At 69.5% G+C, this 26,152-nt stretch carries 25 protein-coding genes; 19 read left to right on the top strand and 6 right to left on the bottom strand.

Translation table 11 applies throughout. From position 1 onward, the window contains the following. Nucleotides 1-6 precede the first annotated feature (6 nt). From G5C66_RS04950 to G5C66_RS04905, 10 genes are all read left to right on the top strand, one after another. A complete protein-coding gene (locus G5C66_RS04950; RefSeq protein ID WP_091047785.1) occupies nucleotides 7-213 on the top strand; it encodes an ATP synthase F0 subunit C in 207 nt (68 codons plus the stop codon). Between the two features lie 26 nt (nucleotides 214-239). Then, nucleotides 240-776 carry a F0F1 ATP synthase subunit B gene (locus G5C66_RS04945; RefSeq protein ID WP_008362140.1) on the top strand — a complete coding sequence of 179 codons (537 nt, stop codon included), beginning with the start codon at nucleotides 240-242 and terminating at the stop codon, nucleotides 774-776. After that, nucleotides 776-1,588, top strand: coding sequence for a F0F1 ATP synthase subunit delta (locus G5C66_RS04940; protein ID WP_165109844.1), 813 nt, complete (start codon nucleotides 776-778; stop codon nucleotides 1,586-1,588). Before G5C66_RS04945 ends, G5C66_RS04940 begins: the two co-directional genes overlap by 1 nt. 79 nt (nucleotides 1,589-1,667) lie before the next feature. Further along, entirely contained in the window at nucleotides 1,668-3,308 is a 1,641-nt protein-coding gene (gene atpA, locus G5C66_RS04935) for a F0F1 ATP synthase subunit alpha (RefSeq protein ID WP_165109843.1), read from the top strand. 2 nt (nucleotides 3,309-3,310) lie between these two features. Then, complete coding sequence (locus G5C66_RS04930) at nucleotides 3,311-4,237, top strand: F0F1 ATP synthase subunit gamma (protein WP_165109842.1); 927 nt, start codon at nucleotides 3,311-3,313, stop codon at nucleotides 4,235-4,237. A 26-nt stretch (nucleotides 4,238-4,263) separates the two neighbouring features. Next, the gene (gene atpD / locus G5C66_RS04925) at nucleotides 4,264-5,700 is read left to right on the top strand and encodes a F0F1 ATP synthase subunit beta (protein WP_165109841.1); all 1,437 of its coding nucleotides are present in this window, start codon (nucleotides 4,264-4,266) and stop codon (nucleotides 5,698-5,700) included. Then, nucleotides 5,700-6,092, top strand: a complete 393-nt coding sequence (locus G5C66_RS04920) for a F0F1 ATP synthase subunit epsilon (protein WP_165109840.1) — start codon at nucleotides 5,700-5,702, stop codon at nucleotides 6,090-6,092. Before atpD ends, G5C66_RS04920 begins: the two co-directional genes overlap by 1 nt. Before the next feature lie 51 nt (nucleotides 6,093-6,143). Continuing rightward, nucleotides 6,144-6,560 (top strand): DUF2550 domain-containing protein, encoded by a 417-nt coding sequence (locus tag G5C66_RS04915; protein WP_338144068.1) that lies wholly within the window; start codon nucleotides 6,144-6,146, stop codon nucleotides 6,558-6,560. Between the two features lie 104 nt (nucleotides 6,561-6,664). Continuing rightward, nucleotides 6,665-7,276 carry a DUF1707 and DUF4870 domain-containing protein gene (locus G5C66_RS04910; RefSeq protein WP_165109838.1) on the top strand — a complete coding sequence of 204 codons (612 nt, stop codon included), beginning with the start codon at nucleotides 6,665-6,667 and terminating at the stop codon, nucleotides 7,274-7,276. 55 nt (nucleotides 7,277-7,331) lie between these two features. Continuing rightward, nucleotides 7,332-8,492 (top strand): MFS transporter, encoded by a 1,161-nt coding sequence (locus tag G5C66_RS04905; protein ID WP_165109837.1) that lies wholly within the window; start codon nucleotides 7,332-7,334, stop codon nucleotides 8,490-8,492. An 87-nt stretch (nucleotides 8,493-8,579) separates the two neighbouring features. Here the strand turns inward: G5C66_RS04905 and G5C66_RS26385 are convergent, their stop codons facing one another. Further along, a complete protein-coding gene (locus G5C66_RS26385) occupies nucleotides 8,580-11,747 on the bottom strand; it encodes an SNF2-related protein (RefSeq protein ID WP_165109836.1) in 3,168 nt (1,055 codons plus the stop codon). 378 nt (nucleotides 11,748-12,125) lie between these two features. On the opposite strand from G5C66_RS26385, the gene G5C66_RS04895 reads away from it, so the two are divergent. Next, nucleotides 12,126-13,121 carry a helix-turn-helix domain-containing protein gene (locus tag G5C66_RS04895; protein ID WP_165109835.1) on the top strand — a complete coding sequence of 332 codons (996 nt, stop codon included), beginning with the start codon at nucleotides 12,126-12,128 and terminating at the stop codon, nucleotides 13,119-13,121. A gap of 28 nt (nucleotides 13,122-13,149) precedes the next feature. Here G5C66_RS04895 and G5C66_RS04890 read toward each other — a convergent pair whose 3' ends face one another. Next, on the bottom strand, nucleotides 13,150-13,725 hold the full coding sequence (locus G5C66_RS04890; protein WP_165109834.1) for a cob(I)yrinic acid a,c-diamide adenosyltransferase: 576 nt from the start codon (nucleotides 13,723-13,725) through the stop codon (nucleotides 13,150-13,152). A gap of 181 nt (nucleotides 13,726-13,906) precedes the next feature. On the opposite strand from G5C66_RS04890, the gene G5C66_RS04885 reads away from it, so the two are divergent. The 5 genes from G5C66_RS04885 to G5C66_RS04865 all read left to right on the top strand — a co-directional run bounded on the left by G5C66_RS04885 (nucleotide 13,907) and on the right by G5C66_RS04865 (nucleotide 19,541). Further along, nucleotides 13,907-14,215, top strand: a complete 309-nt coding sequence (locus G5C66_RS04885) for an STAS domain-containing protein (protein WP_241248238.1) — start codon at nucleotides 13,907-13,909, stop codon at nucleotides 14,213-14,215. An 83-nt stretch (nucleotides 14,216-14,298) separates the two neighbouring features. Next, nucleotides 14,299-16,326 carry a protein meaA gene (locus G5C66_RS04880; protein ID WP_165109832.1) on the top strand — a complete coding sequence of 676 codons (2,028 nt, stop codon included), beginning with the start codon at nucleotides 14,299-14,301 and terminating at the stop codon, nucleotides 16,324-16,326. Nucleotides 16,327-16,447: 121 nt separating this feature from the next. Beyond that, on the top strand, nucleotides 16,448-16,888 hold the full coding sequence (locus G5C66_RS04875; RefSeq protein WP_241248237.1) for a DUF6069 family protein: 441 nt from the start codon (nucleotides 16,448-16,450) through the stop codon (nucleotides 16,886-16,888). A 115-nt stretch (nucleotides 16,889-17,003) separates the two neighbouring features. Further along, a complete protein-coding gene (locus tag G5C66_RS04870; RefSeq protein ID WP_165109830.1) occupies nucleotides 17,004-17,903 on the top strand; it encodes an NAD(P)/FAD-dependent oxidoreductase in 900 nt (299 codons plus the stop codon). 48 nt (nucleotides 17,904-17,951) lie between these two features. Further along, nucleotides 17,952-19,541, top strand: a complete 1,590-nt coding sequence (locus tag G5C66_RS04865) for a phosphodiester glycosidase family protein (protein WP_165109829.1) — start codon at nucleotides 17,952-17,954, stop codon at nucleotides 19,539-19,541. A 19-nt stretch (nucleotides 19,542-19,560) separates the two neighbouring features. On the opposite strand, the gene G5C66_RS04860 is transcribed toward G5C66_RS04865, so the two are convergent. Next, on the bottom strand, nucleotides 19,561-20,820 hold the full coding sequence (locus G5C66_RS04860) for an MFS transporter (RefSeq protein ID WP_165109828.1): 1,260 nt from the start codon (nucleotides 20,818-20,820) through the stop codon (nucleotides 19,561-19,563). Between the two features lie 105 nt (nucleotides 20,821-20,925). On the opposite strand from G5C66_RS04860, the gene G5C66_RS04855 reads away from it, so the two are divergent. Both G5C66_RS04855 and G5C66_RS04850 read left to right on the top strand, forming a co-directional pair. After that, nucleotides 20,926-21,273 carry a helix-turn-helix domain-containing protein gene (locus G5C66_RS04855; RefSeq protein ID WP_338144067.1) on the top strand — a complete coding sequence of 116 codons (348 nt, stop codon included), beginning with the start codon at nucleotides 20,926-20,928 and terminating at the stop codon, nucleotides 21,271-21,273. A 114-nt stretch (nucleotides 21,274-21,387) separates the two neighbouring features. Further along, nucleotides 21,388-23,208 (top strand): bifunctional metallophosphatase/5'-nucleotidase, encoded by a 1,821-nt coding sequence (locus tag G5C66_RS04850; protein ID WP_165109827.1) that lies wholly within the window; start codon nucleotides 21,388-21,390, stop codon nucleotides 23,206-23,208. Nucleotides 23,209-23,211: 3 nt separating this feature from the next. On the opposite strand, the gene G5C66_RS04845 is transcribed toward G5C66_RS04850, so the two are convergent. Together G5C66_RS04845 and nucS are read right to left on the bottom strand one after the other, a co-directional pair. Then, nucleotides 23,212-23,487 carry a hypothetical protein gene (locus G5C66_RS04845; protein WP_008362168.1) on the bottom strand — a complete coding sequence of 92 codons (276 nt, stop codon included), beginning with the start codon at nucleotides 23,485-23,487 and terminating at the stop codon, nucleotides 23,212-23,214. A gap of 62 nt (nucleotides 23,488-23,549) precedes the next feature. Continuing rightward, entirely contained in the window at nucleotides 23,550-24,224 is a 675-nt protein-coding gene (nucS, locus tag G5C66_RS04840) for an endonuclease NucS (RefSeq protein ID WP_338144066.1), read from the bottom strand. Nucleotides 24,225-24,312: 88 nt separating this feature from the next. Between nucS and G5C66_RS04835 the strand changes: the two genes are divergently transcribed. Beyond that, nucleotides 24,313-25,479 carry a 3-hydroxyacyl-CoA dehydrogenase family protein gene (locus G5C66_RS04835; RefSeq protein ID WP_206443728.1) on the top strand — a complete coding sequence of 389 codons (1,167 nt, stop codon included), beginning with the start codon at nucleotides 24,313-24,315 and terminating at the stop codon, nucleotides 25,477-25,479. 125 nt (nucleotides 25,480-25,604) lie between these two features. On the opposite strand, the gene G5C66_RS04830 is transcribed toward G5C66_RS04835, so the two are convergent. After that, on the bottom strand, nucleotides 25,605-26,111 hold the full coding sequence (locus G5C66_RS04830) for an SRPBCC family protein (protein ID WP_165109825.1): 507 nt from the start codon (nucleotides 26,109-26,111) through the stop codon (nucleotides 25,605-25,607). Nucleotides 26,112-26,152: the final 41 nt, after the last annotated feature.

The following is a 26,152-nucleotide window of genomic DNA, read 5'->3' as shown; positions in this document are numbered from 1 at the left end:
ATCCCCATGGAGGGACAGCTCGGAATCATCGGCCTCGGCCTCTCCGCCATCGGCCCGGGTGTCGGTGTCGGTCTGATCTTCGCCGCGTACGTCGCCGGTGTTGCCCGTCAGCCGGAGGCCCAGAGCCGCCTGCAGGCGATCGCGATCCTCGGCTTCGCTCTCTGTGAGCAGTTCTTCATCATCTCCCTGGCTCTCGCCTTCGTCCTTCGCTGACGTAGGGAACTACTGAAGGTTCCGACATGATCCTTACCCAGGTAACCGCTGCGGAGACCGAGATCAACCCGTTGGTCCCGCACGTCCCGGAGATCATCCTCGGTGTCATCGTCATCGCCATCCTCTTCGTGGGAGTCGCGAAGTTCATCGTTCCGAACTTCGAGAAGGCGTACGCCGATCGAACCGCGGCGATCGAAGGCGGCATCGAGAACGCCAACGCCAAGCAGGCCGAGGCCGACGCCAAGCTCGCTCAGCTGGAGGCCCAGCTGGCCGATGCTCGTCACGAGGCTGCCCGCATCCGCGAGCAGGCCCGTGAGGAGGGCGCCGCGATCAAGGCCGAGCTGCGTGCTGAGGCGCAGGCCGAGGCCGAGCGCATCATCACCGCAGGCAAGGCACAGATCGAGGCCGAGCGCCAGGCGGCCGCTGCATCGCTGAAGACCGAGGTCGGCTCGCTGGCCACCGGTCTCGCCGGTCGCATCGTCGGGGAGTCCCTCGACGACGACGAGCGTTCCAGCCGTGTGGTCGAGCGGTTCCTCGCTGACCTCGAGGCAGGGGTTCACTGATGGACTTCCGTGGAGCGTCGGCCGACGCAGTTGCCGCCCTGACCGAGGAGCTGAAGACCGCTGTCTCCGCCTCTCCTGAGGCGGCGGCGAAGGCGGCCGACTCCCTCTTCGAGGTCTCCCAGACCTTCCGCGCCGAAGCAGCTCTGCGCCGCTTCGTCACCGACGCATCGGTGCCGTCGGAGGCCAAGACCGGCCTCCTCGGTGAGCTCTTCGGCGGGAAGGTCGACGCGACGGCACTCAGCGTGCTCGAGTCGGCGGTCAAGCACCGCTGGACGCATGCCGGTGACCTGAGCGACGCGGTCGAGCGACTGAGCGAGATCGCCGCGGTCCGCAGCGCCGGCAGCGAGGCCAAGCGCCTCGCCGACGAGCTGTTCGCGGTCCAGCAGGCCGTGCAGGAGACCCCGGCGCTCCGCGACGCGCTCTCCGACCCGGCTCGCACGACCGAGGACAAGATCACGCTGGTCGACGACCTGCTCGGCGGCAAGGCGCTGGCCGCGACCGTCACCCTGACCAAGCAGGCCCTGGCGGGCACCTACCGCACCGCCACGGTCGCGCTGGGTGAATACCAGAAGGTCGCTGCAGCGGTCGCGGGCGAAGGCACCGCGGTCGTCCGCGTGGCCGCTCCGCTCTCGGAGGCGGACACCAACCGCCTGGCTGCGGCCCTCGCGAAGAAGTACGGCCGCGAGGTCCACCTGAACATCGTGGTCGACCCGGCCATCGTCGGCGGCATCAAGGTCTCGATCGGTGACGACGTCATCGACGGCACCATCTCCAGCCGCCTCGACGGGGCGCAGCGAGCACTCGCCGGCTGATCCGGCATCACGGCCCCAACTGGCCGTATGACCCCTGTGTGACACAGACTTCGACGTAAGAACGAGAGAGAAGGCAGAGATGACGGAGCTCACCATCCGTCCCGACGAGATCAGGGACGCGCTGGCAAAGTACGTCGCGGACTACAAGCCCGAGGCGGCGAAGACCGAGGAGGTCGGCACTGTTGCGCGGACCGCCGACGGTATCGCCCAGGTCTCGGGCCTGCCCTCGGCCATGGCGAACGAGCTCCTCGAGTTCGAGGACGGGACCCTCGGTCTCGCCCTGAACCTCGAGACCCGCGAGATCGGTGTCGTCATCCTGGGCGACTTCGACAAGATCGAGGAGGGCCAGTCGGTCCGACGTACGGGCGAGGTTCTCTCGGTCCCCGTCGGCGACGGCTACCTCGGCCGCGTCGTGGACCCGCTCGGCAACGCGATCGACGGCCTCGGCGACATCGAGACGGTCGGCCGCCGCGCCCTGGAGCTCCAGGCTCCGGGCGTGATGCAGCGCAAGTCGGTTCACGAGCCGCTCGCCACCGGCATCAAGGCGATCGACGCGATGACCCCGATCGGCCGTGGCCAGCGTCAGCTGATCATCGGTGACCGCGCGACCGGTAAGACCACGGTCGCCATCGACACGATCATCAACCAGAAGCAGAACTGGGACTCGGGCGACCCCGACAAGCAGGTCCGCTGCATCTACGTCGCGATCGGCCAGAAGGGCTCGACCATCGCCTCCGTGCGTGGTGCCCTGGAGGAGGCCGGCGCGCTGGAATACACCACCATCGTGGCCGCTCCCGCGTCCGACTCCGCCGGCTTCAAGTACCTCGCTCCCTACACCGGCTCGGCCATCGGCCAGCACTGGATGTACGAGGGCAAGCACGTCCTGATCGTCTTCGACGACCTGACCAAGCAGGCCGAGGCCTACCGCGCCGTGTCGCTGCTGCTGCGCCGCCCGCCGGGCCGCGAGGCCTACCCGGGCGACGTCTTCTACCTGCACTCCCGTCTGCTGGAGCGCTGCGCGAAGCTCTCCGACGACATGGGTGCCGGCTCGATGACCGGTCTGCCGATCATCGAGACCAAGGCCAACGACGTCTCGGCGTTCATCCCGACCAACGTCATCTCCATCACCGACGGTCAGATCTTCCTGCAGTCCGACCTGTTCGCGGCCAACCAGCGCCCGGCGATCGACGTCGGTGTCTCGGTCTCCCGCGTCGGTGGTGCGGCGATGACCAAGGCGATGAAGGCCGTCACCGGCTCGCTCAAGGTCGACCTCGCGCAGTACCGCGCGATGGAGGCCTTCGCGATGTTCGCCTCCGACCTGGACGCGGCCTCGAAGCAGCAGCTGGCCCGCGGTCAGCGTCTGATGGCGCTGCTCAGGCAGCCGGCCTACTCGCCCTACCCGATCGACGAGATGACCGTCTCGCTGTGGCTCGGCACGACCGGCCGCCTCGACATCGTCCCGGTCGAGGACGTGCTCAAGTTCGAGCGGGAGTTCCTCGACTACCTGCGCCGCTCGCACGAGGGCACCCTCGCCGCGATCCGGGAGTCGCTGAAGTTCGAGGACTCCACCGAGTCCGCGCTCAGCGGTGCGTACGACAGCTTCCTCGACCAGTTCGAGACCTCGGAGGGCGCCTCGGTCAAGCCGGGTTCCGCCAAGGAAGAGGCCCTGGCTGACGAGGACGTCGAGCAGGAGCAGATCGTCAAGCAGAAGCGGGGCTGACCATGGCCGTGTCAGTGCGTGAACTCCGCGCGCGGATCAAGTCGACGGAGTCGATGAAGAAGATCACGCGCGCCATGGAGCTCATCGCTGCGTCCCGGATCATCAAGGCGCAGCAGCGGGCCAATGCGGCCGCGCCGTACGCCCGTGAGCTCACCCGCGCCGTCTCCGCGGTGGCGACCTACTCCAACGTGGACCACCCGCTGACCACCGAGCCGGCGGCGCCCACCCGCGCCGCCGTGCTGGTGGTCACCAGCGACCGTGGTCTGGCCGGCTCCTACTCCTCGAGCGTGCTCAAGGAGGCCGAGGGCCTGGTCGAGAAGCTCAAGGCCGAGGGCAAGGAGGTCGACCTCTACGTCACCGGACGCAAGGCGGAGGCCTTCTACAAGTTCCGCGGCCGCTCCGTGTCGCAGGCCTGGACCGGCTTCTCCGACCGCCCGGACTACGACGCTGCCAAGGAGATCGGCGAGAAGCTGATCGAGGTCTTCGTCGAGGGCACCGAGGCCGAGAAGGCCGCCGCTCCCGGCGTCGACGAGGTCCACGTGGTCTACACGCGGTTCATCACCATGATGACGCAGAAGCCCACCGCCGTACGTCTCCTGCCTCTGGAGGTCGTGGAGGGCACCGAGGCTCCGGCCGAGGGCGACGTCCTGCCGCTCTACGAGTTCGAGCCGTCGGCGGAGGCTGTGCTCGACTCGCTGCTCCCGCAGTACGTTGTGAGCCGGATCTGGTTCGCGCTGCTGCAGGCGGCCGCCTCCGAGCTGGCCCAGCGTCAGAAGGCGATGAAGTCGGCTACCGACAACGCCGACGAGCTCATCAAGAAGTTCACCCGGGTTGCCAACCAGGCTCGCCAGGCCGGCATCACCCAGGAGATCAGCGAGATCGTCGGTGGCGTGAACGCGCTGGCCGACGCCCAGGCTGCGAACGACTGAGAACCCACAGAAAGACTGACTAGAAAATGACCGCACAGGTTGACGAGAAGACCACGACGGGCCGTATCGCCCGCGTGATCGGCCCGGTCGTCGACGTGGAGTTCCCCGTCGACGCCATGCCGGACATCTACAACAAGCTCGAGGTCGAGGTCACCGTCAACGGTGAGACCGCGACCCTTCCGCTCGAGGTTGCCCAGCACATCGGTGACGGCATGGTCCGCGCGATCTCGCTGAAGCCGACCGACGGCCTGGTCCGCGGTGCCACCGTGACCGACACCGGCGCCCCGATCACGGTGCCCGTGGGTGACTCCACCCTCGGCCACGTGTTCAACGCGACCGGCGACATCCTCGACGTCGACCCGTCGACGGTCGAGGTCAAGGAGCGCTGGGGCATCCACCGCAAGGCTCCGGCCTTCGACCAGCTCGAGTCCAAGACCCAGATGTTCGAGACGGGCATCAAGGTCATCGACCTCCTCACCCCCTACGTGACCGGTGGAAAGATCGGCCTCTTCGGTGGTGCGGGCGTCGGCAAGACCGTCCTCATCCAGGAGATGATCGCCCGAGTCGCGAAGAACCACGGTGGTGTCTCCGTGTTCGCCGGTGTCGGCGAGCGCACCCGTGAGGGCAACGACCTCATCCACGAGATGCAGGACGCCGGCGTCTACGACAAGGTCGCCCTGACCTTCGGCCAGATGGACGAGCCGCCGGGCACGCGTCTGCGCGTGGCCCTCTCGGCGCTGACGATGGCGGAGTACTTCCGCGACGTCCAGGGCCAGGACGTGCTGCTGTTCATCGACAACATCTTCCGCTTCACCCAGGCGGGTTCCGAGGTCTCGACCCTGCTCGGCCGCATGCCGTCCGCCGTGGGCTACCAGCCCAACCTGGCTGACGAGATGGGCATCCTGCAGGAGCGCATCACCTCGACGCGTGGTCACTCGATCACCTCGATGCAGGCGATCTACGTGCCGGCCGACGACTACACCGACCCGGCTCCGGCGACCACCTTCGCCCACCTCGACGCGACCACCGAGCTCTCCCGCGAGATCGCGTCGCTGGGTATCTACCCGGCGGTGGACCCGCTGACCTCGACGTCGCGAATCCTCGACCCGCAGTACATCGGTCAGGACCACTACGACTGCGCCGTCCGCGTGAAGCAGATCCTGCAGCGCAACAAGGAGCTCCAGGACATCATCGCGATCCTGGGTGTCGACGAGCTCTCCGAGGAAGACAAGATCATCGTCTCCCGCGCTCGCCGGATCCAGCGGTTCCTCTCGCAGAACACCTACGTTGCCAAGCAGTTCACCGGCATCGAGGGCTCGACGGTTCCGGTCAAGGACACCATCGAGGCGTTCAACAAGATCGCCGACGGTGAGTACGACCACGTCGCCGAGCAGGCGTTCTTCATGTGCGGTGGCCTCGACGACGTCGAGGCGAAGTGGGCCGAGATCCAGAAGAGCCTCTGATGACGGACGCACTTCAGGTGGAGCTCGTCGCTGCAGACCGGGTGGTCTGGAGCGGCGGGGCCACCATGGTCATCGCCCGAACGGTCGACGGTGACGTCGGCATCCTGCGCGGTCACGCGCCGGTGCTGTCGGCGCTCACCGAGGCGGTCGTGGAGATCACTCCGGAGGAGGGCACCGAGGTCATCGCGACCGTCGACGGTGGCTTCCTCTCGGTGGCCAACGACCGTGTCTCGATCCTGTCCGAGCACGTGCTGCTGGCCCACGAGATCGACCTCAGCCAGGCTGAGGTCGAGCTCGAGGAGGCCCGCCGCCTGCTCGGCACCAACAACGACGCCGAGAAGCGCATCCGTCGTGCCGAGGCACGCATCCGCGCTGTCGAGAAGGCCTCCTAAGGGAAGAGGGGCGATACCCGGATGGCATGGTGGGAGCTGCTCTTGGCCGTTGTGGCCGCATCGCTTCTGCTTGTCCTCGCCTATGGCATCGGGATCGCCGTACGCCGCCGTCTGCTCGCCCGCAACGGCGGCGTCTTCGAACTGAGCCACCGCGTCCGGGACACCAGTCCCGGGCGCGGTTGGGTCATCGGTATCGGCCGCTACTCCGGCGAAGCACAGCTGGAGTGGTTCCGGATCTTCTCGCTCTCGCCCAAACCCAAGCGGGTCTGGCGCCGCACCGAGATGTCCTACATCTCCAGCCGCTCTCCCGAGGGGATCGAGGAGCTCGTCCTCTATCCCGAGAGCCTCATCGTGACCTGTGAGGTCAACGGCGAGCACATCGATCTCGCCATGGACCAGCAGACCCTGATCGGCTTCCAGGCGTGGCTCGAGTCCCGCCCGATCCGGTCCAACTGGACCGTCTTCTGAGCTGTCACCCTCCGACCGTCTCCGGCGCAAGACCGGGGTCGGTCGGTTTGCTTTCGGGGGCTTCCCTGATTGTCCGGAGGGCGTCTGCGACGGATCGTTGAGGTATGTCCTCAACTGCTCCCATTCCCACCCCGCCCGCTTCGTCCACCACCTCGACGCTGCCCGCCGGCGACGAGCTCCGCTGCACCGACGCCGACCGCGAGCGCGTGATCGACCTGCTCAAGGCCTCCTACGCCGACGGCCGGCTCGACCAGGCCGAGTTCGACGTCCGGTTCGACCTGACCATGAAGGCGAAGACGTACGCCGCTCTCGAGTCGATCACGCGCGATCTGGTGGCGCAGCCCACGCCGGCACCCGCCCCGGCGAAGCCCGCCCACGAGCTGCTGCCGCCGCCGACCACGGAGGAGCGGCTGCTGGCCGCTCTCGCCCAGGCCACGACCTGGGTGCCGATCGTCGTCGGTCCCGCGATCCTCTACTACACGGTCGGCAAGCGCTCCGAGTTCGTGAAGCACCACGCCGCCGGTGCCCTCAACCTGCAGCTGACCCTGCTCGCGGTCACGATCGTGACCTTCGGCCTCGGTGGCGCGCTCTACGGGATCGCCTGGGTCCTGGCGACCGCCTTCGCCGTCGTCGCGCTCGCCGGCGCTCCGCTGCGCCAGCCGTGGGTGCTGCCGATCTTCGGCCGCGGTGGTCCCTACGAGAAGAAGCGCGACTGAGTCCCACCCCTGGTCACGGCCAGAGGCGCGGCGAGGAGGCCACTAGCCTTTACTCGTGACGCCTCTCCACCGTGCCCGAGCCGGATCGGTGGTGGCGTTCGCCACCAACGGCCTGCTGTCCGCGACCTTCATCTCCCGCATCCCCGCCCTGCGCGAGAGTCTCGGCTTGAACAACTCGGCCGTCGGCCTGATGCTGCTGGCGATGGGCATCGGCTCGGTCGCCGCCCTGCCCCTCGCCGGGGGACTGGTGATGCGCTGGGGCGCCGCCCGGGTCGTACGCCGCTGCGCGGTGCTCTGCGTCGCAGCTCTCACCCTCGTCGCCGTCTCCGGCAGCTGGCCGGGACAGGCCTGGCTGGTGGCGGTGTTCCTGGTGTCGTACGGCGTCGGCTATGGGGTCTGGGACGTCGCCATGAACGTCGAGGGTGCCGCGGTCGAGCGGCTCGGCGGGAAGACTCTGATGCCCCAGCTGCACGCGATGTGGAGCGTCGGGACCGTGCTCGGTGGGCTGCTCGGCATCGCTCTGGTCGGCACGTTGCCGACGGTGTGGCACATCGCCGGCGTCGCGGCCGTCGCGCTGGCGGTCTGCTGGTGGGGGACCGCAGGGTTCCTGCCCGCCGAGGCGCCCGCGGAGGGGCACTCGCCGCGGCGCGAGCTGCTCGCCGCCTGGCGCTCGCCCCACACCCTGCTGCTGGGCCTGATGGTGCTCGCCTTCGCCGCCGCCGAGGGGAGCGCCAACGACTGGGTCTCGCTGGCGATGATCGACGGGTACGACGTGAGCCACCGGGTCGGGGTGGCGTGCTACGCGGCCTTCGTCTTCTGCATGAGCCTGGCCCGGTTCGCCGGCGCGAAGGTCATCGACCGCGTCGGCCGGCAGCCGGTCCTGATCACCTCCGCGGCCCTGGCAGGTGCCGGGATCGTGCTCACCGTGCTCGCCGGCTCCTTCGGCCTCGCACTCGTGGGCATCGTGCTGTGGGGCTTCGGCGCCGCCCTGGGCTTCCCGCTCGGTATCAGCATCGCCGCCGACGACGAGACCCGGGCGGCTGCTCGTGTCTCGGTCGTGTCCACGCTGGCCTACGGGGCCTTCCTCGGCTTCCCGCCGATCCTGGGTGCCGTGGGCGACCAGATCGGCACCCTGCGCGCGCTCCTGGTCGTGGCCGTCCTCATGCTCCCCGCGGCGGCTCTGGCGGCGACGGTGGCGCGGCGGCGGGCCCTGTAACACGCTGTTCGTAGGTCTATCCGGTCGTTCTGACCGGGCGAGCAGTCCTACGAACGACGTGTTACACGGGATGGACGCCCCGCGAGATCAGTCGAACAAGGCCCGGATGTCGTCGGCGCCGATGGTGGAGCCCATGGCGCCCTCGCCGTCGACGACCTTCGCGAAGAGCTCGGCCTTGCGCTCCTTGAGCTCCATGACCTTCTCCTCGATCGTGTCGGTCGAGACGAGCCGGTAGACCATGACGTGCTGGGTCTGGCCGATGCGGTGGGCACGGTCGACGGCCTGGGCCTCGGCGGCGGGGTTCCACCAGGGGTCGAGCACGAAGACGTAGTCGGCCTCGGTCAGGGTGAGGCCGACGCCGCCGGCCTTGAGCGAGATCAGGAAGACGGGGGCGTCGCCGTCGCGGAAGCTCTCGATCACCGCGCCGCGGTCGCGGGTGGCGCCGTCGAGGTAAGCGGCGTCGATGCCGGCCTCGGCGAGCCGGGTGCGCGCGCGGCCGAGGAACGAGGTGAACTGGCTGAAGACCAGCGCCTTGTGGCCCTCGGCGGCGAGCTCCTCGATGTGGTCGACGAGGGTGTCGAGCTTGGCGGAGCCGACGTGGTCGTCCTCGGGGTCGACCAGGCCGGGGTCGAGGGAGAGCTGGCGCAGCCTGGTCAGTGCGCTGAGGATCGCGACCCGGTTGTCGTTGAAGTCGTCGAGCAGATGCAGGATCCGCTGCCGCTCCTTGGCCAGGTGGGCGTCGTAGATCTTGCGGTGGGCCGGGTTGAGGTCCACGCCCAGCACCTGTTCCTGCTTGGGCGGCAGGTCGTCGGCGACGAGCTCCTTCGTACGCCGTAGCAGGAACGGGCGCAGCCGGGTGCGGAAGCGGCGCAGCGCGCTGTCGTCGCCCGACTTCTCGACCGGAGAGACCACGGTGTCGCGGAACATCCGCGGGCTGGGGTAGAGGCCCGGCGCGGTGATCGAGAGCAGCGCCCACAGCTCCATCAGCCGGTTCTCGAACGGCGTGCCGGTCACCGCGAGACGCCAGCGGGCGTCGATGCGGCGGGCGGCTGCGTACGTCTTGGACTGGTGGTTCTTGACCTGCTGGGCCTCGTCGAGGACGAGGCCGGCCCAGGGGCGGCCGGCGAAGGCGTCCTGCTCGAGCCGGAGGATGGCGTAGGTCGTGACCACGACATCGGCGTCCTCGCGGGCCTCGGCGACGGAGTCGACGCGCTTGCTCACGGTGCTCACCCGGAGGCCGGGGGTGTGGCGGCGGGCCTCCTGGACCCAGGCGGGTACGACGGAGGTGGGCGCCACCACGAGGTAGGGGGCGCGCGGGCCCGGCTGCGCGTGCACGGCGTGGGAGATCGTGGCCAGGACCTGGAGCGTCTTACCGAGGCCCATGTCGTCGGCGAGGATCCCGCCGAGGCCCTGGTCGTGCAGGAAGGCCAGCCAGTGGAACCCGTCGAGCTGGTAGTGGCGCAGCTCGGTCGCCAGCCCGGAGGGCTCGGGCCGCGGGATCTCGCGCAGGTCGCGCAGCGCCTGGGCGCGCTGGACCCACTCGGCGGCCTGCTGGTCGACGACGCCCAGCTCGGCGAGCTCGGCCCACACGCCGAGGTCGTGCTTGCCGACCGCGAGTCCGTCGCCGGTGCGCTCGTGGAGCTGACCGGCGGCCTCGACGACGTTGCGCAGCCGGTCGAGCTCGGGCCGGTCGGTGGTGATGTAGGTGCCGCTGGGCAGGATCAGGTGGTCGTCGCCACGGGTCAGGGCCGCGAGCACGTCGGGCAGCGGCACTGCCTCGCCGCCGATCCGGATGACGACCTGCAGGTCGAGCCAGTCCTGCCCGGCCACGGCGGTGCCCTCGGGAGAGGTGACCTCGAAGGAGATCTCCGGGTCCTCGTCGGTCTCGCGGAAGTCGGGGCGCTCCACCTCGGTGACCTCGACGCCCTCGATCTCGCGCAGCGCCGGGAGATCGTGGATGGCGAGCGAGAGCGCGTCGCCGTCGCGTACCTCCTGCTTGCGGAGCAGCTCGGCCGAGACCTTCTCCCGCAGAGAGGCCTCCTGGGCCGGATCGCGCACCAGGCCCAGATCCTCGCGGGAGTCCACCGGGTAGTGACGTACGCCGTAGGCCCACGTCCAGCCGAGCGTGGCATGCGTCGAGCTGCGCCAGGTGACCGTCAGGCTCAGGCGCGGCGCCGGGGGCTCGGGGATGTCGAGGGAGTCGTCGGTCGAGCGCAGCGGCACCAGACGGGCCAGCGGGCCCAGCAGGGCGCTCAGCGTGCCGATCTCGGCCTCGGGGACGGTCAGCGGCTCCCGGGCCGTCACCAGGCGCTGTGCGTGCGTCGACAGCGGCCCGGCCAGATCGCCGAGGTGGAGCACCCCGGCGTCGAGCACGCCCACCGAACGGGTCGGGCGACCGATCGGGAGCACGGTCGGGCCGGCGTAGACCCGGTCGCCGTGGGCCAGGCCGAAGCGGAGCACCGCGTCGCCGCCCTCGCGGCGCAGCTCGCCGGCGAGCGAGAGCGGGTCGTCGAAGACGACCACGCCGCGTACGTTCTCGCCGGGGAGCACGGTCACGCCACCACGGATCGCATCGCGGAGCAGGCTGACCGCGTGCTCGCCGAAGTCGGCCAGGCTGAGCGAGGAGCCGCGGGCGTAGAGCAGCCGGTCTGGCCGCAGCTGCCGGGCGAGCTCCTGCAGCGGGAGCAGCTGGCTGCGCGGGAAGTCCTTGCCCGGCAGTGCGCTGGGGATGTTGGCCCAGTCGGCGCCCGTCTTCGCCCACCGCTCACGGTTGCCCATCCGCATCGGCCGGAGCTCGACCGTCGGGGCGCCCGCCACCACCGACCGCGGACTGTGCACGTCGATCTCCAGCGCCAGCGCAGGCAGGTCGTCCTCGGGCTTGTTGTCCTCGGCGAGCTGGCCCAGCAGCGTACGCAGCTCTGTCTCCCACAACGATCCCTGCGACGCGGCCGAGGACCGAGAGCCGAGGAGGACGAGGCCGAGGGCGGCACCGTGCTTACAGCTGTTGTGGACGGGGCAGGTGCACGAGCTGGTGACCCGGTCGACACCGTTTCGGGACGCCAGGCTGAGCGTGGTGCGATAGGGAGCGGGGCCGGTGCCCGAGACCTCGGCCGTCGCACGCAGCGTGCCGCCGACCTCGCTGACCTGGGGCTCGCCGACCCGGCCCTCGGCCGCATAGGCCTCGCCACGCTCCATGGTCTGTGGGTCGAAGGTCTCGCGGAGCAGGTCGTTCGTGAGAGCTTCGAGCGAGGACACCCGACCTAGTCTTCCAGGATGAGGGCGGTTCTGCGACTTCGTGGACGCTCGTGGTGAGCAGCGTCTCGTTCGATGCGGTCGCAGTGGTCTAGACCAGCGGCGCACGATGGCGGGGTTCCGGTGCATTCATCCGGCTGCATAGCCGCGCGTACGTCGAGGGTGCCGAGACAACCGGATCCGAAGTCATCGCGACCCGATCGTCGCGCAAAAGGAAAGCCACCTCGATCCGAGCGGGGGGATCCGGACCGAGGTGGCGATGAATACTTTCGGCCAATCCGGCGGTGAATGCAAGTCGAACCACCCTGGCGGGAATGTGACGTGTCGTATATCTGCCATGATGGCCGTCGTTCTTCCCCCCGCCACGAAAGGGTTTCTCGGATGCTCGATGCTCTCGGTCTCGACAACCTCGAGGAGACGGTCTACCGCCAGCTGGTCGGCACCCCGTCGGCGAACCTCGAGGAGCTCGCCGAGGCGGCCGACCTGGACACGTACGCGGTCTCCGCAATGCTGGCCGCCCTCGAGGGGAAAGGTCTGGTCGCGAGGGCCTCGGCCGGGCAGGACCGCTACGTCGCCTCGCCTCCGGCGGTGGCGCTCGGGGCGCTGCTCGTCCAGCGCCAGGACGAGCTGCGGCGTGCCCAGGTCGAGATGACCGAGCTCGCCGGCCTCTATCGCGGGTCGGTCGCTCGCCGGGACGTGGCCGACGTCGTCGACGTCGTGCACGGCACCGAGGCGATCGCCCAGCGGTTCGCCCAGCTGCAGTACTCGGCGAAGAAGTGCATCCAGGCGCTGCAGAAGCCGCAGGCCGCGGTCGTCACCCGGGAGGACGCCGACGAGGCCGAGCGGGCCGCGATCGAGCGCGGGGTCCGGCACGACATCGTGCTCGAGCGCTCCGTCTTCGACACCCCCGGCATCTACGAGACCATCGACTCCGGGCTCGAGATCGGGATCGAGCTGCGGGTCGTGCCGACCGTGCCGTTGCGCGCCTTCATCGTCGACCGGGAGATCGCCCTGATCCCGCTGATGCAGAGCTCGTCGGAATCGGGGGAGCGCAACACCGTCCAGGACGCGCTGCTGCTCCACCCCAGCGGGCTCCTCGACGCGATCATCGCGCTCTTCGACCTGATCTGGGCCTCGGCTCCGAAGCTCGTCGCGACGCCCGAGGGCACGGTCGAGATGGCCGCCGACCGGCTCGAGCCGCTGGACACCAAGGTGCTCTCGCTGCTGCTGGCGGGCCTGACCGACGCCTCCATCGGGGCGCAGCTCGGGCTGTCGCTGCGTACGGTCCAGCGGCGGGTGCGCCAGATGATGGACCGCGCCCAGGTCGACACCCGCCTCCAGCTCGGCTACGAGGCGGGCCGCCGCGGCTGGCTGTAACACGTGGCCCTACGGACGCGCGCGGCGTCTAGCCGCGCTCGCCGCCTGGCACCCAGAGGACGTCGCCCTGCTCGCGGTTGGCGTGCCGGGCGAGGATGAAGAGCAGGTCGCTGAGGCGGTTGAGGTAGGTCAGCGCGAGCTTGTTCATGGTCTCCCCGTGGACCGCGTACGCAGCCCAGGCCGCCCGCTCGGCCCGACGCGCGACGGTGCGGGCCACGTGCAGGTGGGCCGCGGCGACGGTGCCGCCGGAGAGGATGAACGAGCGGAGCTTCTCCAAGGGCTCGTTGTATTCGTCGCACCAGGCCTCGAGTCGGTCGATGTAGGCCTGCTCGACTCGCAGCGGCGGATACTCCGGGTCGGGGACCACCGGGGTCGACAGGTCGGCGCCGACGTCGAAGAGGTCGTTCTGGATCGTCGTCAGGACCTTCACGACGTCTTCGTCGATGCCGCCGTGGGCGAGCGCGACGCCGATCGCGGCCCCGGCCTCGTCGGTGGTCGCGTACGCCTCCAGCCGCAGGTCGGTCTTGGCGGTCAGGCTCATGTCGCCGAGCCGGGTCTCACCGGCGTCGCCGGTGCGGGTGTAGATGCGCGTCAGGTTGACCATGCGCTGAGCCTATGCGGGCGGACCACTTCTCTGCGTATGGTCAAATGACAGAAAATTGTGACAAAAGTGACGAATGAGGCGTTTGAGGTGCAACCAATCCGAGCGGCCGCGCGTCATAGTGGGCGAGAGGGAGCGTCTTCTTCTGTGTAGGGCAACCCACTTCCCGGGGATGGAGGCAGGCATGGAGATCGTGATCGACGGGCCGACGCTGGTGCTGAGTGGAGATTTCGACGTACGCAGCACCTGGATGGCACGCAGTGTCATCTACGACCACCTCGACTCTGTGGAGGGCGACGTCGTCCTCGACGTCTCCGGCGTGGACAGTGCCGACGTGACGGCGCTGAAGCTGCTCGCCGTCGCGACCCGGCAGGCGCACTCGGAGGGTCGCCACCTCACCCTGACCGGCTGCACTCCCGCGGTGCGCCGCATGCTCCACCTCTCCAGGCTCTATCGTGTCCTCGAGGTGGAGAACTCCCCGCTCATCGCGTAGTCGGTAAAGAGCGGGTCGGCGAGTGACATCTTCCACACCGGAGCCGGTTACTGATCGGTAACCGAGGGGCTAGCATGCCTCTTATGACGGACACCACGCCTTCCGAGCAGAGCCGCCCGGCGAAGGATCGCTCCTGGCTGATGCGGACGTACGCCGGCCACTCGACCGCCGAGGCGTCCAACGAGCTCTACCGGACCAACCTCGCCAAGGGCCAGACCGGCCTCTCGGTCGCCTTCGACCTGCCCACGCAGACCGGCTACGACCCCGACAGCGCCCTCGCCCGCGGCGAGGTCGGCAAGGTGGGTGTGCCGATCATGCACATGGGGGAGATGCGCAAGCTCTTCGACCAGATCCCCCTCACCGAGATGAACACCTCGATGACGATCAACGCGACCGCCATGTGGCTGCTCGCGATGTATCAGGTCGCCGCCGAGGAGCAGAACCCCGGCATGGACCCGGCCGAGGTGGCCGCCAAGCTGGCCGGCACCACGCAGAACGACATCATCAAGGAGTACCTCTCCCGGGGGACGTACGTCTTCCCGCCGGAGCACTCCCTGCGGCTGATCAGCGACATGATCGCCTACACCGTCCACCAGATCCCGAAGTGGAACCCGATCAACATCTGCAGCTACCACCTGCAGGAGGCCGGCGCGACGCCGGTGCAGGAGATCGCCTACTCGATGTGCACCGCCATCTCGGTGCTCGACGCGGTCAAGGCGTCCGGGCAGGTCTCCGAGGAGGACTTCGGCAAGGTCGTCGGCCGGATCTCGTTCTTCGTCAACGCGGGCGTGCGGTTCATCGAGGAGATGTGCAAGATGCGCGCCTTCGTCGAGCTGTGGGACGAGATCACCCGTGAGCGCTACGGCGTCGAGGACCCGAAGATGCGCCGGTTCCGCTACGGCGTGCAGGTCAACTCCCTCGGCCTGACCGAGGCGCAGCCGGAGAACAACGTCCAGCGCATCGTGCTCGAGATGCTCGCCGTGACGCTGTCCAAGAACGCGCGTGCGCGCGCGGTGCAGCTGCCTGCCTGGAACGAGGCGCTCGGCCTGCCGCGTCCCTGGGACCAGCAGTGGTCGCTGCGTCTGCAGCAGGTGCTGGCCTACGAGTCCGACCTGCTCGAGTACGACGACCTCTTCGACGGCTCGCCGGTCGTCGAGGCCAAGGTGGCCGAGCTCGTCGCGGGCGCCAAGGAGGAGATCGACCGGGTCCAGGCCATGGGCGGCGCGATCGCCGCGGTCGACAGCGGCTACATGAAGTCCGAGCTGGTCTCCTCGCACGCGCGCCGTCGAGCCGCCATCGAGGCCGGCGACGAGATCATCGTCGGCGTCAACAAGTTCACGACGACCGAGCCCTCGCCGCTCACCGCTGACCTGGACGCCGCGATCATGGTCGCCGACCCGCGCGCCGAGGAGGCTGCCAAGGCCTCCCTCGAGGCGTGGAAGGCCGAGCGTGACGATGCCGCCGTCGCCGAGGCGCTGGCCGCGCTGGCTGCCGCCGCGAAGACCGACGCCAACCTGATGGAGGCCACCCTGGCCGCCGCCCGTGCGGGCGCGACCACGGGGGAGTGGGCCGGCACCCTGCGTGAGGTGTTCGGCGAGTTCCGGGCGCCCACCGGTGTCTCCGGCGCCGTCGGTGCCGCCGAGGCCGGTGCCGAGCTCGCCGCGGTCCGGGAGCGAGTCAAGGCCACCGGCGAGGAGCTCGGCGTCAAGCTGCGCATGCTCGTCGGCAAGCCGGGTCTGGACGGTCACTCCAACGGCGCCGAGCAGGTCGCGGTGCGGGCCCGTGACGCCGGTTTCGAGGTGATCTACCAGGGCATCCGGCTCACCCCGGAGCAGATCGTCTCCGCGGCGGTCGCCGAGGACGTACACGTGGTCGGGCTGTCGATCCTCTCCGGATCCCACATGTCGCTGGTGCCGTCGGTGGTGGACGGGCTGCGCGAGGCGGGTCTCGGCGACGTACCCGTCATCGTGGGCGGCATCGTGCCCGAGTCCGACGCCAAGGCCCTGATCGCGTCCGGCGTCGCGGCGGTCTACACGCCCAAGGACTTCAGCCTGACCGAGATCATGGCCGACATCGTCGAGGTCATCCGCAAGGCCAACGACCTCTCCTGAGTCTGCGTCGACACGTCCCCCGGAAAAACATTCGGGGGACGTGTCGATCTGCGCTGCTCTCGTTCGTGGACTGGGCAGAGGGAGGCGTACGGAGCCTCCCACCACGTCACGGGAGAACACGATGTCCACGATCACCACCGCCCAGCCGACCGCCTACTCCGCCCGCGCTGGTCGCGCCGCCGCCCGCAAGCCGGTCTGGCTCCACGGCCTCGCTGCCACGGCCACCGCGAGCGCGGTCGTCACCGTCCTCGCCGTCGCGGCCTCGGCGGCCGGGGTGAGCTTCGAGACCGCCTCGGGGCCGATCCCGATCCTCGGCTTCGCCCAGCTGACCGCCATCTTCTCGCTCGTCGGCGTCGCGATGGCCGCCGTGATGGCCCGCGTCGCGCGCCGCCCGCGGCGTACGTTCGTGGTCACCTGCGTCGTGCTGACCATCGCCTCGCTTGTCCCCGATGTCACCTTCGGCTTCGATGCCGCCAGCGCGGTCGTGCTGATGGCGCTGCATGTCGTCGCTGCCGTCATCGTCGTCCCGGTCCTGGGTCGCCGTCTGGCCGAGGAGCGGTGAGCTCGGCCGGCCAGCGCATCGTGTAACACGTCGTTCGTAGGACTGTCCGGTCGTTCCAGACGACCACAGAGTCCTACGAACGACGTGTTACAGGCGCGGCGAGTAGCCTGCGCGCATGCGGGTAACGGTGGTCGGAGCCGGAGTCATCGGGCTCTCGTGCGCGGTGCGGTTGCTGGAGGCCGGTCACGAGGTGAGCGTGATCGGCCGGGAGCGGACGACCGGGACGACGTCGGCGGTGGCCGGCGGGTTCTGGTTCCCCTACCTGGCCGAGCCACGCGAGCGGGTGATGACCTGGGCGGCGGAGACCTTCCTCGAGCTCGCCCGGCTGGCCCAGGAGGAGCCGGAGGCAGGGGTACGCATGGTGCACGGCACCCAGCACAACCCCGAGGCCGACCTGTGGTGGGCCGCGCCGCTCACCGACCTGGCCGTCAGCGACGGCCGCGCCGAGTTCACCGTCCCCATCGCCGAGATGCCGGTCTACCTGCCCTGGCTCGAGCGGCAGGTCACCGAGGCCGGTGGGACCATCTCGACCGGCACCGTCGACGACCTGGAGAGCCTGGACGCCGACGTCGTGGTCAACGCGACCGGCCTCGGCGCACGGGAGCTGGTCGGCGACACCAGCCTCTACCCGGTCCAGGGCCAGATCGTCGTCCTCGCGCCGGGCGCTACCGAGGAGTGGCTGGAGGCCGAGGGCGATGCTCCCTCCTACGTCTTCCCACGCGGAGGCGACACCGTGGTCGGAGGTACGTCGGTGCCGCACGTGTGGGACGAGACCCCGGATCCACGTACGGCCGAGCGGATCCTGGCCGACGCCACCGCCGCGATGCCGGAGATCGCCGACGCCGAGGTCAGAGCCCACAAGGTCGGCCTCCGGCCGGCCCGCCCCTCGGTCCGGCTGGAGCGCGAGGGCCGGATCGTGCACTGCTACGGCCACGGCGGTGCCGGGGTGACGCTGAGCTGGGGCTGTGCCACCGAGGTCGCGGCACTCGTCTCCGGGCAACCGACGCGGCGTTGACGTACGGCGTTCAACGGTGGTTCAGCGGGTGCTCCTAGCCTCGCGCCCATGCCGAAGTCTGCTCGCCTTCTCGCCAGCGGTGTCGCGCTGGCCGCCGTCGTCGCCGTCGTCCCGGGAGCCGCCCACGCCGGGGCGTCTGCCAGTGCGCCCACCGACGCCTGGACCGACGAGATCCAGTGGACGTCGCGGTCCCTCGCGGACGGGGTCACGCTGCGTACCGGGGTGCTCGACGACCCCGACAGCGAGCCCTTCTGGACCGTCACCGTCCAGCACCCGGTGACCAGCTCGATCACGGGTCGCCCCGCCGCGGCCGGTGTGGGACCGCGTGCGTGGGCGGAGGAGACCGCTGACCGGCTCCGCGCGGCTGGCCACGAGCCGCGGCTCGACGACATCCCCTGGCCGGACTACTCCGACACCCCGAGCGGGCTGCAGGGCGTGCGCGTGCGGACGGGGGAGTACGCGTCGCAGGCCGAGGCGGGAGCGGCGGTGACCGCGCTCAAGGCGCAGGGCTTCTCGACCGCGGTCGCCGCCTGGACCGGCTACGACGTCGACACCCCCGCTGACGCCGAGCGGATCCACGTCGCGGTCATCGACCAGCGAGCCTTCGACGGCGAGGTCTACGGCACCCACCACGGCGTCGTCGCCCAGCGGCAGAGGCTGTCGGACGTGAGCGGCGAGCTGGGTGCGACCGTGGCGGTCAACGGCGGGTTCTTCATCACCGCGGACGCGGACGGCTACCAGGGCGCTCCCGCGGGGATCGCGGCGTACGACGGGCGGCTCGAGGCGATGGACGCCGGGTCGCGGACGGGCATCGTGCTCGGGAACGGGCCGGCGCGGATCACGCGCCTGACGGCGAAGGTCGACGTACGCAGCGGCGGGTCCGTACATCCGGTCAACGGGATCAACCGCAAGCCCGGCGTGATCCGCAACTGCGGCCGCCCGGGGGCCACGCCCACCACGGAGCCCCGTCAGGACGTCACCTGCCGGACCGAGTCGGAGCTCGTGCTCTTCACGCCGCGGCTCGGTACGGAGCTGCCGACCGGCGAGGGCACCCAGGTCGTCCTCGACGAAGACGACGTGGTCACCGCGGTGGGCGCGCGGGGTGGCACGGTCCCCGACGGCGGGAGCGTGATCCAGGGCATCGGAGGCGCCGGTGAGTGGCTTGCCGCCCGTGCGCGCGTCGGGAGCTCGCTGCCCGTCGCCGAGTCCGTACGCGACGCCGACGGCCACCGCGTACCGCTGACACCGGACACCTCGATCGTCAGCGCCGCGCCCAACCTGGTCACCGACGGTCGCACCGACATCGACGCCGCCGAGGAGGGTGTCATCGACCCCGCCGACCTGTCCTTCAACTACGCGTGGGCGGAGATCCGACAGCCGCGGACGATGGCGGGCATCGACCGCCGCGGCCGGCTCCTGCTCGTGACCGTCGACGGCCGCCAGCCCGGCGTCTCCGAGGGCCTCACGCTCGCGGAGGAGGCCAAGCTGATGAAGAGCCTGGGCGCGGAGGACGCGATGAACCTCGACGGTGGCGGCTCGACCGCCATGGCGAGCGGCGGCACCCTGCTCAACCGCACCTCCGACGCGGCGGGGGAGCGGGCCGACGGCGACTTCATCGTGGCCGTACCGACGAAGTAAGGCTCACCTAACCCTCCTGTTACCCTTCGGGCGTGGGCAAGAAGAGGAAGCCTCCCAAGACGGAGTGCTGCGTGTCGAAGTCGCGCTGCAAGCGGTGTCCGATCCGCATGCTCAAGGAAGGCACCCTGCCCGAGGGGATGACGGTCAAGAAGCGCCGTCTGGTGACCCTCGACGGCAAGCCGGTCAAGAAGAAGCACCTCGCCGCCTGAGCCCGCTCAGCCAGCCGTCTGTCGCGGCAGCGTGAGAGTGAGACCGCCGACCGCCAGCATCGCGACCGCGAGCACGTATCCGGTCCGCGCGAAATCGCCGTCCCAGCCGAGGTAGAGGGCGCCGACGAGCGCGGACCCGAGCGCCAGAGGAACGCCAGCCCGAGGGGCAGCATGCTGGTCCCGATCTCGACCGCCGAGAGCCCTCGGGTCGCCGCGGTGATGGAGAAGACGAACGTGAAGCCGCTGAAGGCGACGTACATCGGCAGTCCGATGCCCAGACCGGCGGAGACGCTGCGGAACCTGAAGAGGGAGAGCGGAACCAGCGGGATCGACGCGCGGCGCTCGAGCCTGGCCTGCCACCACACGAACGCCGCTGCCGCCACGGGTGTGCCGGCGAGGCAGACCCAGGTCCAGGCCGGCCAGCCCAGGGCACGCCCCTCGGTGAGAGGAAGGACCAGCAGGGTCATCAGGATGCCCAGCAGCGCGGCACCTCCGATGTCGAGCCGGCTCGGTGTCGGGGCCTTCGACTCCGGCAGGTAGCGCAGCACGACGACGATGACGACGGCGACCAGCGCGGACGTCACCCAGAAGAGAGAGCGCCAGCCGAGCGAGGAGTCGGTGAGGATGCCGCCCGCGAGGAACGCCACGGAGAAGGCCACCCCGGCGGTCGCGCCGAAGAGCGCCATCGCGCGCACCCGGTGGTGGCCGTCGGTGTTCGCATGGATGCTGGCCAGCACCTGTGGGGCGACGAGGGCGGCGGTCGCGCCTTGCAGCAGCCTGGCCCCGATCAGCACCTCGGAGCTCTGGGCGACGGCGCAGAGCAGCCCGGTGACGGCGAAGAGCACCAGCCCGATCGACAGCATCCGACGGCGGCCGTGCGAGTCCCCGAGCCGTCCGCCGATGACGACGAGGGAGGCGTAGACGACCCCGTACGCCGCGACGACCAGCTGGAGGACGCCCGGTGAGGCATGCAGCTCGGCACCGATCTCGCCGAGGGCGACGGTGACCGATACGAAGGAGATGACTGGCACCGCGACCGCGCACAGTGCAGCGGCGAGAGCCGTCTTCACCCTGAGGGTGGTGCTATCCCGGTGGTGAGTGCCTGGTTATCCAGGTATCACTGGTGCCCGGCTGACCGCTGGCCATCGGCGTACCGCGGGGTGACCATAGGACCCATGGCCACCAGCGCCGCCGGACGAGCAGAGCTCGCCGCCTTCCTGCGCGCGCGCCGTGAACGGATCACCCCGGAGGACGTCGGGCTGCCCGGCGGCGGCCGGCGACGTACGCCGGGGTCGAGGCGGGAGGAGGTCGCGATGCTCGCCGGGGTCGGTGTCACCTGGTACACCTGGCTGGAGCAGGGCCGCGACATCAATGCGTCGGTCCAGGTGCTGGAGGCGGTCGCGCGCACGCTGCGGATGGACTCCCAGGAGCGCTGGCACCTCTTCCAGCTCGACCAGGTGACCGCGGAGCGCTTGGAGGCGCTGGTGGTCTACGACGAGCGGCACCGGCTCCGCGCAGTCTGACGGACGTGTCGGTTCCGGTCCTCGAGCAAGTACGGAAATTGGGCGGCCGATCCATCGCCCGGGTGGTAGGAATTGCCTTGCAGCCGATTACCTACTCGTGCAAGGACGTTACCGATGCCTCACGCCACCCGCCGCTCTGTCCTGTCCGGCGCAGTCACGGGCGCCGCGGCGCTGAGCGCTGCCGGCTACACCGCCTCTCCGGCGCATGCGGGGAAGCCTGACACGGTCCGGCTGACCGTGCTCGGCACGACCGACCTGCACGGCAGCGTCTTCAACTGGGACTACTACAAGAACGCCGTGTTCTCCAACAGCGCCGGCAACGAGATCGGCGTCGCCAAGGTCAAGACGCTGATCGACGCGGTGCGCGAGGAGCGTCGCGGCGAGCCGATCCTCACCATCGACGCCGGCGACACCATCCAGGGCACCCCGCTGGCCTACTACTACGCCCGGATCGACCCGATCACCGAAGGCGCGATCCACCCGATGGCGCGCGCGATGAACCTGGTCGGCTACGACGCCGCGGCGCTCGGCAACCACGAGTTCAACTACGGCATCGACACCATCCGGAAGTTCGAGGAGCAGGTGAACTTCCCGATGCTCGGCGCCAACGCGGTCGACCCGTCGACGAAGCTGCCGGTCTTCCCGCCCTACGTCATCAAGGACTACGACCTCGGTCGCGGCCGCCGCCTCCGGGTCGGCGTGCTCGGTCTGACCAACCCCGGCATCGCGATCTGGGACAAGGCCAACGTCGAGGGGCGGATGGAGTTCCCCGGCCTGGTCGAGCAGGCCAAGATCTTCGTGCCCGAGCTCAAGAAGGCCGGCTGCGACCTGGTCATCGTCAGCGCCCACTCCGGCGCCGACACCTCCAGCTCCTACGGCGACGAGCTGCCGCCGGAGAACGCCTCCACCCTGGTCGCCGAGCAGGTCCCCGACATCGACGCCATCCTCGTCGGCCACGCCCACCGCGAGATCACCCAGCGCTACGTCACCAACACCGAGACCGGCAAGCAGGTGCTGCTGACCGAGCCGCTCTACTGGGGCATGCGCGTCTCCGTGATGGACCTGGTCGTACGCCGCGAGAAGCGCCACGGCCGGCCCCGCTGGGTCCTGGAGTCGGCGACCTCGCAGACGCTCAACTCCAACACCGTCGACGCCGACCCGGAGGTCTCCGCCGCCGTGCAGGAGCAGCACGACGTGGTTGTCTCCTACGTCAACTCCGTCATCGGCACCTCCGCGGTGGAGATGCGCGCAGCGCGGGCGGTGGTGGAGGACGTACCGATCATCGACTTCGTCAACTTCGTCCAGGCCGACGCCGTCAAGGCGGCACTGACCGGCTCCGACGCGGAGCTTCCGGTCCTCTCGATCGCGGCCCCGTTCAGCCGCGCCGCGGCCTTCCCCGCGGGCGAGGTGACCGTACGCGACGTCGCCGGTCTCTACATCTACGACAACACCCTGATGGCGGTGCGCATCACCGGCGCCCAGCTCAAGGACTACCTCGAGTTCACCGCCCGCTACTTCAAGCAGGTCAGCGGCACCGGCCCGTTCCCGATCGACCAGGTGACCAACGCGCCGACCGACACCGCGCCCAACGGCACCCCCGACTACAACTTCGACACCATCGCCGGGCTCGACGCGGCGCTGACCTACGACATCGACATCTCGGTCCCGGTCGGTTCGCGGATCACCGGGCTCGCCTACGGCGGCGTCGCGGTCACCGACGCGCAGGAGTTCGTGCTCGCGGTCAACAACTACCGCCAGTCCGGTGGCGGCGGCTTCCCGCACGTCACCGACGCCACCGTGGTCTACAACCAGCAGGTCGAGATCCGGCAGCTGCTCATCGACTGGGTCACCGCCCACCAGGTCATCGACCCGGCCGCCTTCGCGTCGGTCGACTGGCGCCTCGTCTCCGGCGGCGAGCCGATCACCGTGGAGTAGGGGTCAGCGGGGGTTGATCCAGTTGAGCAGCTGACTCATCGAGATCAGCAGGTCGTCCAGCCGGCGCTCCACGCTGTCCAGGCGCGCGTTGACGCTGTCGATCGCGGCGTCGGTGCGCTCCATCCGGCCCTTGATCGCGTGGAACTCCGCCGTGTGCATCTGCTGCATCGTCAGGAGATCGATCATGATCGCCTCGACGTCGCTCACGGACAGGCGGCCCCCAACGCCATGCCCCGAGTAGTTCATGGACATGGCGTGAATCTTGTCACGCAGTTCCATGCGAAACGTATGGAATGGTGTTTCGCCGACGTGAACTTGCCCGACCGTGCACCAACTGTTGGTCAGAAGAGTCTCTCGGTGGGGTCGTCGAGGCCGCGCAGGGCGTCGTAGTCGACGATCGTGCAGGTGATCCCGCGGTCCTCGGCGAGCACGCGGGCCTGCGGTTTGATGGCCTGAGCGGCGAAGATGCCCCGTACCGGCGCGAGAAGAGGGTCGCGGTTGAGCAGCTCGAGATAGCGGGTCAGCTGCTCGACGCCGTCGATCTCGCCGCGTCGTTTGATCTCGACGGCGACCGACTTCCCGTCGGCGTCGCGGCACATCAGGTCGACCGGTCCGATCGCGGTCGGGTACTCGCGGCGTACGAGGGTCAGACCCTCGCCCAGTGTCGCCGGGTGGTCGGCGAGGAGCTCCTGGAGGTGCTTCTCGACGCCGTCCTTCTGCAGGCCGGGGTCGACGCCGAGGTCGTGGGAGGACTCGTGGTGGATCTCCTCGATCAGGATGCGCAGGGTGTCATCCGTCTTGGAGGTGACCGTCCACTCGATACGGCCGTCGTCGGACTTGCCCTCCGAGAGGGTGCAGGGCGGCGACATCCAGTTGAGGGGCTTGTAGGAGCCCCCGTCGGAGTGGACCAGCACCGATCCGTCGGCCTTGAGCATCAGCACCCGCGTGGCCATCGGGAGGTGGGCGGTGAGCCGCCCCGCATAGTCGACCTGGCAGGTGGCAACGACGAGTCTCACCGGGAGAACGTATCGCATGGCCTCATGTGAGCAGCGTCACGCCACCAGGGGTTACTCATGGGTAATAAATTTGGCAGTCTTCCGTCGCATGACGGTTTCGACCCAGGGTTCCATCCACGACGTGCTCGTACTGCCCTACCTCAACCACGCGATTCGCATGCTTGAGTCGGGCTACGCCACCGCCACGGACATCGACAACGCCATGCGCTTCGGCTGCGGCTACCCCCAGGGACCGCTGGCCACGGTCGACGAGATCGGCGCCTCCGCAGTACGCGACGCGCTGCTCGCCCGCTTCGAGGAGACCGGCGACAACCTGCACAAGCCGGCCGGCCTGCTCACCCAGGTCGCCGGCGAGTCCGGGTCGTTCGCCTCGGCCGCCGGGGACCACGTACGCGCTCCGGAGCTGCGCCACACGATCGAGAAGATCGGCGTGGTCGGCACCGGCACCATGGCCTCGGGCATCGTCCAGGTCTTCGCCCAGGCGGGCTACGACGTCGTCTTCGTCGGCCGCTCCCCGGAGAAGCTCGACGGAGTCGTCGCCGGGATCACCAAGTCGCTCGACAAGGCCATCGCCAAGGGCCGCTCGGACGAGGAGACCAAGGCCGCCGTGCTCGGCCGCCTGACCGGCAGCACGTCCCGCGAGGACCTCGCCGGGGCCGACCTGATCGTCGAGGGCATCGCCGAGGACCTCGACGTCAAGACCGAGCTCTTCCGCGACCTCGACCGCATCGCCAAGGCGGGTGCCATCCTCGCCACGACCACCAGCTCGATGCCGATCACCGAGCTGGCCAAGGTCACCTCGCGCCCCGGCGACGTCATCGGGATGCACTTCTTCAACCCGGCGCCGGTCATGAAGCTCGTCGAGGTGGTCACCACCGACCTCACCTCGGCCGAGGTCGACGAGACCGTCCGCGCGCTGTCCACGGCGGTCGAGAAGGTCCCGGTCTCCTGCGGCGACCGCTCAGGCTTCATCGTCAACGCGCTGCTGTTCCCCTACCTCAACGACGCCGTCAAGCTGCACGAGTCCGGCGTCGCGATGGACGAGATCGACGCCGCGATCAAGGAGACCGCCGGGTTCCCGATGGGGCCCTTCGAGCTCCTCGACGTCGTCGGCAACGACGTCTCCCTGGCCATCCAGTCCGAGCTCCGCAACGAGTTCGGCGAGCCCGGCTTCGACCCCGCCGCCCTCCTGGTCCAGAAGGTCCAGGAAGGCAAGCTCGGCCGCAAGACCGGCGAGGGCTTCCACACCTACTGACAGCCGAATCCTCACTTCTGGCGGCCGAGTCTGCAGTTGTGGCGAACGAAAGGGCAGTTTCGTCACCCACAACTGCAGACTCGGCTGCATCTTCTGAGGATTCGGCCGGCGGCGCCGAGGCTCGGTCAGGGTCTGGGGTAGCCGCGGCGTACGGCTCGTTCCAGGATTCCCAGGGTGGCCCGAATCGACTTCTGGTCGATGACCGGGAAGATCGGCTTCCACTCGGGGAGGGCGGTGGACCAGTCGCAGTAGGAGGTGACTCGGGTGTCTCCGGAGTCGAGCTGCTCGAGCTGGTAGCCGAAGCGGTGACCGATCGGCGGCTTGATGGTGCCGTCGATGGTCCACTCGATCGACCGGCCGGGTTCGAGGCCTGTGATGATCACGGTGACGTCGTACCTGCCCATCGGGTAGTCGCCGAGGGCCTCGCGGTCCATGTGGACGACGAACCGGTCGCCGACCGCGGCGACCGGGGCTCCCTCCGCGGACTGGAGCATGCCGGAGGCGTCGATGGCGACATGGCCGTCCGGGTCGACGAGAACGGCGAAGATGTCGGTGGGGGAGGCGGGGATGATCCGCTCGGCCTCGATGCGTTCGGCCTCGACGGTCTCGGCCGCCTGGGTCTGTTCGGTCACGGGGCCTGAATCTAGCGGCGTCCTGGCGTGCCTGGCATCAC

The sequence above is a fragment of the Nocardioides turkmenicus genome, from assembly GCF_011045035.1.
In the GTDB taxonomy this organism is placed as follows: domain Bacteria; phylum Actinomycetota; class Actinomycetes; order Propionibacteriales; family Nocardioidaceae; genus Nocardioides; species Nocardioides turkmenicus.
This window is presented reverse-complemented; position numbering and strand designations above follow the sequence as displayed.